Origin of the sequence: Serratia sp. 506_PEND (genome assembly GCF_001076875.1) — a bacterium.
Classification (GTDB): domain Bacteria; phylum Pseudomonadota; class Gammaproteobacteria; order Enterobacterales; family Enterobacteriaceae; genus Serratia; species Serratia marcescens.
In genome coordinates this window covers 5,342-11,633 of the sequence record NZ_JVEL01000364.1, presented here as the reverse complement: position 1 = coordinate 11,633, position 6,292 = coordinate 5,342, and the positions used below count along the sequence as shown (strand labels likewise).

6 protein-coding genes are annotated in these 6,292 nt (G+C 60.3%); 4 read left to right on the top strand and 2 right to left on the bottom strand.

From position 1 onward, the window contains the following. The 4 genes from ADK28_RS11780 to yejF form a co-directional block, all read left to right on the top strand. Nucleotides 1–604 (top strand): ABC transporter substrate-binding protein (locus ADK28_RS11780; RefSeq protein WP_048795729.1); only part of this gene is annotated, 604 nt, incomplete at its 5' end. 9 nt (nucleotides 605–613) lie between these two features. Further along, a complete protein-coding gene (locus ADK28_RS11775; protein ID WP_048795728.1) occupies nucleotides 614–1,705 on the top strand; it encodes a microcin C ABC transporter permease YejB in 1,092 nt (363 codons plus the stop codon). Continuing rightward, complete coding sequence (locus ADK28_RS11770) at nucleotides 1,702–2,727, top strand: ABC transporter permease (protein ID WP_033639833.1); 1,026 nt, start codon at nucleotides 1,702–1,704, stop codon at nucleotides 2,725–2,727. The genes ADK28_RS11775 and ADK28_RS11770 overlap by 4 nt, the downstream gene beginning before the upstream one ends. Before the next feature lies 1 nt (nucleotide 2,728). Next, the gene (gene yejF / locus ADK28_RS11765) at nucleotides 2,729–4,339 is read left to right on the top strand and encodes a microcin C ABC transporter ATP-binding protein YejF (RefSeq protein WP_048795727.1); all 1,611 of its coding nucleotides are present in this window, start codon (nucleotides 2,729–2,731) and stop codon (nucleotides 4,337–4,339) included. An 8-nt stretch (nucleotides 4,340–4,347) separates the two neighbouring features. Here the strand turns inward: yejF and ADK28_RS11760 are convergent, their stop codons facing one another. Next, the gene (locus tag ADK28_RS11760) at nucleotides 4,348–4,692 is read right to left on the bottom strand and encodes a YejG family protein (RefSeq protein WP_004935763.1); all 345 of its coding nucleotides are present in this window, start codon (nucleotides 4,690–4,692) and stop codon (nucleotides 4,348–4,350) included. Nucleotides 4,693–5,285: 593 nt separating this feature from the next. Next, a partial coding sequence (locus ADK28_RS11755) for a Bcr/CflA family multidrug efflux MFS transporter (protein ID WP_239686240.1) occupies nucleotides 5,286–6,292 on the bottom strand: 1,007 nt, incomplete at its 5' end.

Here is a 6,292-nt window from a genome sequence, read left to right as displayed (position 1 = left end):
AAACCTGCTGAAGGCGACCCAACTGCTGAAAGAAGCCGGTTGGGTGGTCAAAAATCAAAAGCTGGTCAACGCCAAAACCGGCCAGCCGTTCACCTTTGAACTGATGTTGCTGAGCGGCAGCAACTTCCAGTACGTGCTGCCGTTCCGCCACAACCTGCAACGGTTGGGCATCGATATGCAAATCCGCGAGATTGACGCCTCGCAGTACACCCGCCGCATGCGCGAGCGCGATTTCGACATGATGTCGACGGTGTATATGGCGATGCCGTTCCCCAGCGCCGATCTGCAAATTCTGTGGGATTCGCAGTACATCGATTCCAGCTATAACACCCCCGGCGTCAAAGATCCGGCGGTCGACAGCCTGGTCAGGCAAATCGCCGCCCATCAGGGCGACGAGAAAGCCCTGTTGCCGCTCGGCCGCGCGCTGGACCGGGTGCTGACCTGGAACAACTACATGCTGCCGATGTGGTACTCCAACCACGACCGCTACGCCTATTGGGACAAATTCTCCACGCCGTCGATTCGCCCGGCCTATGCGATCGGCTTCGACAACTGGTGGTACGACGTCAACAAGGCGGCGCGCTTACCGGCTCAGCGGCAATAAGGAGTCGGAATGGCGGCCTATCTGATACGCAGACTGTTATTGGTGATCCCCACGCTGTGGGCGATCATCACCATCAACTTTTTTATCGTGCAAATCGCCCCCGGCGGTCCGGTCGATCAGGCCATCGCCGCCATCGAGCTCGGGCACGGCAGCGGGTTTGGCAGCGGCGGTGTCGGCGAAGGCCTGGGCCACGCCCGGACGGGCATCGCGGCTGGCGACGGCCAATATCGCGGTTCGCGCGGCCTGGATCCGGAGGTGATCGCCGAGATCACCCAACGTTACGGCTTCGACAAACCGCTGCACGAGCGCTACTTCACCATGCTGTGGAACTATATGCGCTTCGACTTCGGCGACAGCCTGTTTCGCGGCGCTTCGGTGATGCAGCTGATCGGCCAGAGCCTGCCGGTCTCCATCACGTTGGGCCTCTGGAGCACGCTGATCATCTATCTGGTGTCGATCCCGCTCGGCATCCGCAAGGCCGTCCACAACGGCAGCGCGTTCGATACCTGGAGCAGCACGCTGATTATCATCGGCTACGCCATTCCGGCTTTTCTGTTCGCCATTCTGATGATCGTGCTGTTCGCCGGCGGCAGCTACCTGGACTGGTTCCCGCTGCGCGGCCTGGTATCGAGCAACTTCGACACCCTCTCATGGCCGGCGAAGATCGCCGACTATCTGTGGCATATCACCCTACCGGTGCTGGCGACGGTGATCGGCGGCTTCGCCACCCTGACCATGCTGACCAAAAACGCGTTCCTCGACGAGATCCGCAAACAGTACGTCACCACCGCCAGCGCCAAAGGGCTGGACGAGAAAAAAATCTTGTACCGCCACGTGTTCCGCAACGCCATGCTGCTGGTGATCGCCGGTTTTCCGGCCACCTTTATCAGCATGTTCTTCACCGGCTCGCTGCTGATTGAGGTGATGTTCTCGCTCAACGGCCTGGGGCTGCTGGGCTACGACGCCACGCTGCAGCGCGACTACCCGGTGATGTTCGGCACGCTGTATATCTTCACCCTGATCGGCCTGCTGTTGAATATCCTCAGCGATATCACCTACACCCTGGTCGATCCGCGCATTGACTTCGAGGCCCGCCAATGAGCCGCCTTAGCCCGATCAACCAGGCGCGCTGGGCGCGTTTTCGCCGCAACCGCCGCGGCTACTGGTCGCTGTGGACCTTTTTGGTGCTGTTCACCCTGAGCCTGGCAGCCGATCTGATCGCCAACGACAAACCGCTGTTGGTGCGTTATGAAGGCCGGTTGTACCTGCCGTTTATGATTAGCTACAGCGAAACCGCCTTCGGCGGCGAACTGAATACCGAAGCCGACTATCAGGATCCGTTCGTGCAGCGGCAGATCGAACGGCACGGCTGGGCGGTCTGGGCGCCGATCCGCTTCAGTTACGACACCATCAACTTCGCCACCGAGGTGCCCTTCCCTTCGCCGCCTTCGCGGCACAACCTGCTGGGCACCGACAGCAACGGCGGCGACGTGCTGGCCCGGGTGCTGTACGGTTTTCGCATTTCGATGCTTTTCGGCCTGGCGCTAACGCTGTTTTCCAGCCTGATCGGCGTGTGCGTCGGCGCGACGCAGGGGTATTACGGCGGGCGTTTCGATCTGTGGGGGCAGCGCTTTATCGAAGTGTGGTCGGGCATGCCGACGCTGTTTCTGATCATTCTGCTGTCGAGCATCGTCCAGCCCAATTTCTGGTGGCTGCTCGGCATCACCATCCTGTTCGGCTGGATGAGCCTGGTGGGCGTGGTGCGCGCCGAATTCCTGCGCACCCGCAATTTTGACTATATCCGCGCCGCGCGCGCCATGGGCGTGCCGGATCGGGTAATCATGTCCCGCCATATGCTGCCCAACGCCATGGTGGCGACGCTGACCTTCCTGCCGTTTATCCTCTGCGGCTCGATCACCACCCTGACGTCGCTCGATTTCCTCGGTTTCGGTCTGCCGATAGGCTCGCCGTCGCTCGGCGAATTGCTGCTGCAAGGCAAAAACAATCTGCAGGCGCCGTGGCTCGGCATCACCGCCTTCCTGGTATTGGCAGTGCTGCTGTCGTTATTAATCTTTATCGGCGAAGCGGTGCGCGACGCCTTTGACCCCAGCAAGGCGCATTGATATGGCCACTCCTTTGCTCGCTATTCAGGATCTCAGCATCGCCTTCCGCCAGGGCGACACCGTCACGCCGGTGGTCAACGAACTCTCGCTGCAAATAGCGCCGGCGGAAACGCTGGCGCTGGTAGGGGAATCCGGCTCCGGCAAAAGCGTCACCGCCCTGTCGATACTGCGTCTGCTGCCCGCGCCGCCGGTGGTTTACCCTGCCGGCGATATTCTGTTCAACGGCGAGTCGTTGTTGCATGCGCCGGAAGCGGCACTGCGCAAGGTGCGCGGCAATCAGATCGCGATGATCTTTCAGGAACCGATGGTGTCGCTCAATCCGCTGCACACCATCGAGAAGCAACTGGCGGAGGTGCTGATGCTGCACCGCGGCCTGCGGCGCGAAGCCGCGCGCGCAGAGATCGTCGAATGCCTGGAGCGCGTCGGCATCCGTCAGGCCAAGAGCCGGCTGCAGGATTACCCGCATCAGCTGTCCGGCGGTGAACGCCAGCGGGTGATGATCGCCATGGCGGTGTTGACCCGCCCGAAACTGCTGATCGCCGACGAGCCCACCACCGCGCTCGACGTGACTATCCAGGCGCAGATCCTGACGCTGCTGCAAGAGCTGAAGCAAGAGATGGGCATGGGGTTGCTGTTTATCACCCATAATCTGAATATCGTGCGCCGCCTGGCGGACAACGTGGCGGTGATGCGCCAGGGGCGCTGCGTAGAGCAAAACGGCCGCGCGCAGCTGTTCAGCCGGCCGCAGCATCCCTACACGCAGCAGCTGCTGGCCGCCGAAGACGTCGGTGAGCCGCTGCCGTTGCCTGCCGCGGCCAACGCGCGCTCCGGCGACGAGCGGCCGCTGCTCAAGGTGGAAGATCTGCAGGTGCGCTTCCCCATTCGGCGTGGCCTGCTGCGCCGCACGGTGGATTATCATTATGCATTGAAATCATTGAGTTTCGAGCTGCGCGCCGGGGAAAGCGTGGGGCTGGTGGGAGAATCCGGCTCGGGTAAAAGCACCACCGGGCTTGCGCTATTGCGTCTGCTGGCCTCGCAGGGCGCCATCTGGTTCGACGGCGAACCGCTGCACCCGCTCACGATGAAACAGATGCTGCCCTACCGCAGCCGAATGCAAATCGTCTTCCAGGATCCTTATTCCGCACTGAATCCGCGCCTGAGCGTGCAGCAGATCATCGCCGAGGGGCTGGAGGTGCACCAGCGACTTAGCCCCGAGCAGCGGGAACAACGCGTGATCGCGGTGTTGCGGGAAGTCGGCCTGGATCCGCAGCTTCGCCACCGCTATCCCACCGAGTTCTCCGGCGGCCAACGCCAGCGTATCGCCATCGCGCGCGCGCTGATCCTGCAGCCGCAGCTGCTGATCCTCGACGAGCCGACCTCTTCACTGGATAAATCGGTGCAGGCGCAGATCCTGACGCTGCTGAAATCGCTGCAGCAACGCCACCGGTTGGCATATCTGTTCATCAGCCATGACCTGCAGGTGGTGCGTTCGCTATGTCACCAGGTCATCGTACTGCGACAGGGGGAAGTGGTTGAACAGGGAGACTGCCGGGCGATTTTCGCGGCGCCCGCGGCCGACTATACCCGTCAACTGCTGCAGTTGGCGGATTAGCGGCGAATTCAGAAGGGGTATTGCGCGCTGAGCGGTTCGGCGATCGCGGCGCCGACGTTTTTCAGGCGGCACATGGTGGCGCTCTCGTCGCTGCGCTGCACGAACAGGCAAGGTTCCCCTTCCCATTCGACGATCGCACAGTCGACCTGAATCTCCTGCAACGACAGATTGAGCTGTTGCATGACCTGCCAGGCCTCGGCCCCTTCATGGCTGAGCAACTTCAGCCCAATCAGGTTGTTATCTTCGTCTATTCCGTTAAACGGAATCGGTTCGACCTTCACGCCGGTGAAACCGGATAGCCAACGATAACTTTGCGGCAAGCGATGCACTACCGAAAGTTGGATACTCTCCACATGAAATCCCTAGATTGAAAAGGTGAAACACTTTTACCTGACAGGGTTACTAAGTTATAGCCGTTGACTCCCGACTCTGCCGCGCACAAATGTTATTTAAATGTAAATTTTGCCGCAAGCCATTAACCTGACCCCGTGCTTGCCGATGCCGTGCCACTTTTTGGCGCGCCGTGCGGTGTTATTTCACGGCATTTTGCGACTCAGCTCGCATTTTTGCGTTATATGTAACCCTTTCCCGCAGCGATCTCAACTCTTTTTTCTTGCAATGCGACTACTTTTTCGTCGCCATATTTTTACAATGAAGAAACATCTTACCCATCACGTTAGCGCAGGCACTGTTGCTAATACCTTGATTTACATCAACCCTAATACAAACCCCCGCGCTGCTCAGCCAACAGCGCGCCGCGCTACTCGGGGAATATTGGGCGGCACGCTGGCGGATTTTTTTAACAAAAAGCACACAGATGGGAAAACGGCCAATTAATTAGCTTGCGTATATTTAGCAACAAATTTTTCATTGCCGGTTGCCCCCTGAAATGGCAGGGCGCAACCCCGTGACGATGCGGAGCGACACGCCCCGCATCGGGAGAACATCAGGCTGCGCGATCGCGCGGCCGGCTGGCGTAAACATAGAACAGCACCGCCACGATGCTGCACAGCGCCATCGAGGTGACCATTGGCCAAGCGCTTTTGCCCGGCGCCATCGACAGCACCGCCCCCACCAACGCACCGATGCTGAAGCGCAACGTGCCGGCCAGGGAAGAAGCGGTGCCCGCCATATGCGGAAAATCATCCAGGATCACCGCCATGGCGTTGGAGGAGATCATCGCGATGCACCCCAGATAGACCGCAACGCCGATCACCAGCGCCCAGAATCCCAGGCCCACGGTGCTCACCGCCATCAGCCACAACCCCATCGCCAGCTGTACCAGCAACCCCAGCTTGAACATCTTGACCGCGCCGAAGCGCCGCACGTTGCGGCTGTTGATCAGCGTCGTCAGGAACAGGAAGACGATGTTCAGCGCAAAATAGTAACCGAAATGCTGCGGCGAAACGTGGTTCAGTTCGATGTAGACGAACGGCCCGGCGCTGAGGAACGAGAACATGCCCGCAAACGAGAAGGCGCTGGCCAACATATAACTCAGCACCCGCTTATGGCGGAACAGCGAACCGAAGTTGCCCAGCGTGGTGCGCAGGTGGAACCGTTGTCGCCGCTCTTTCGGCAACGTCTCCTTGATGAACAAGGCTACCAGCAGCGAACCGATCAGCGCCGCGGCGCCCATGGTCCAGAAGATGGCGTGCCAGCTGAACCACAGCAACAGCGCGCCGCCGATCATCGGCGCCAGCAGCGGCGCAATGGTCATCACCAGAATGACGAACGACATCATGCGCGAGAACTCATCCTTGGTGAACATATCGCGCATCAGGGCGTTGATCACCACGCTGGCGGCCGCCGCCGCCAAACCGTGCAGGAAACGCAGCCCGATCAACTGATCGATAGACTGCGCCATGGCACAGGCGCAGCCGGCGATGGCGAAGATCAGCGTTCCCCACAGGATCACCGGCTTGCGGCCGATGCTGTCCGACATCGGCCCATAGA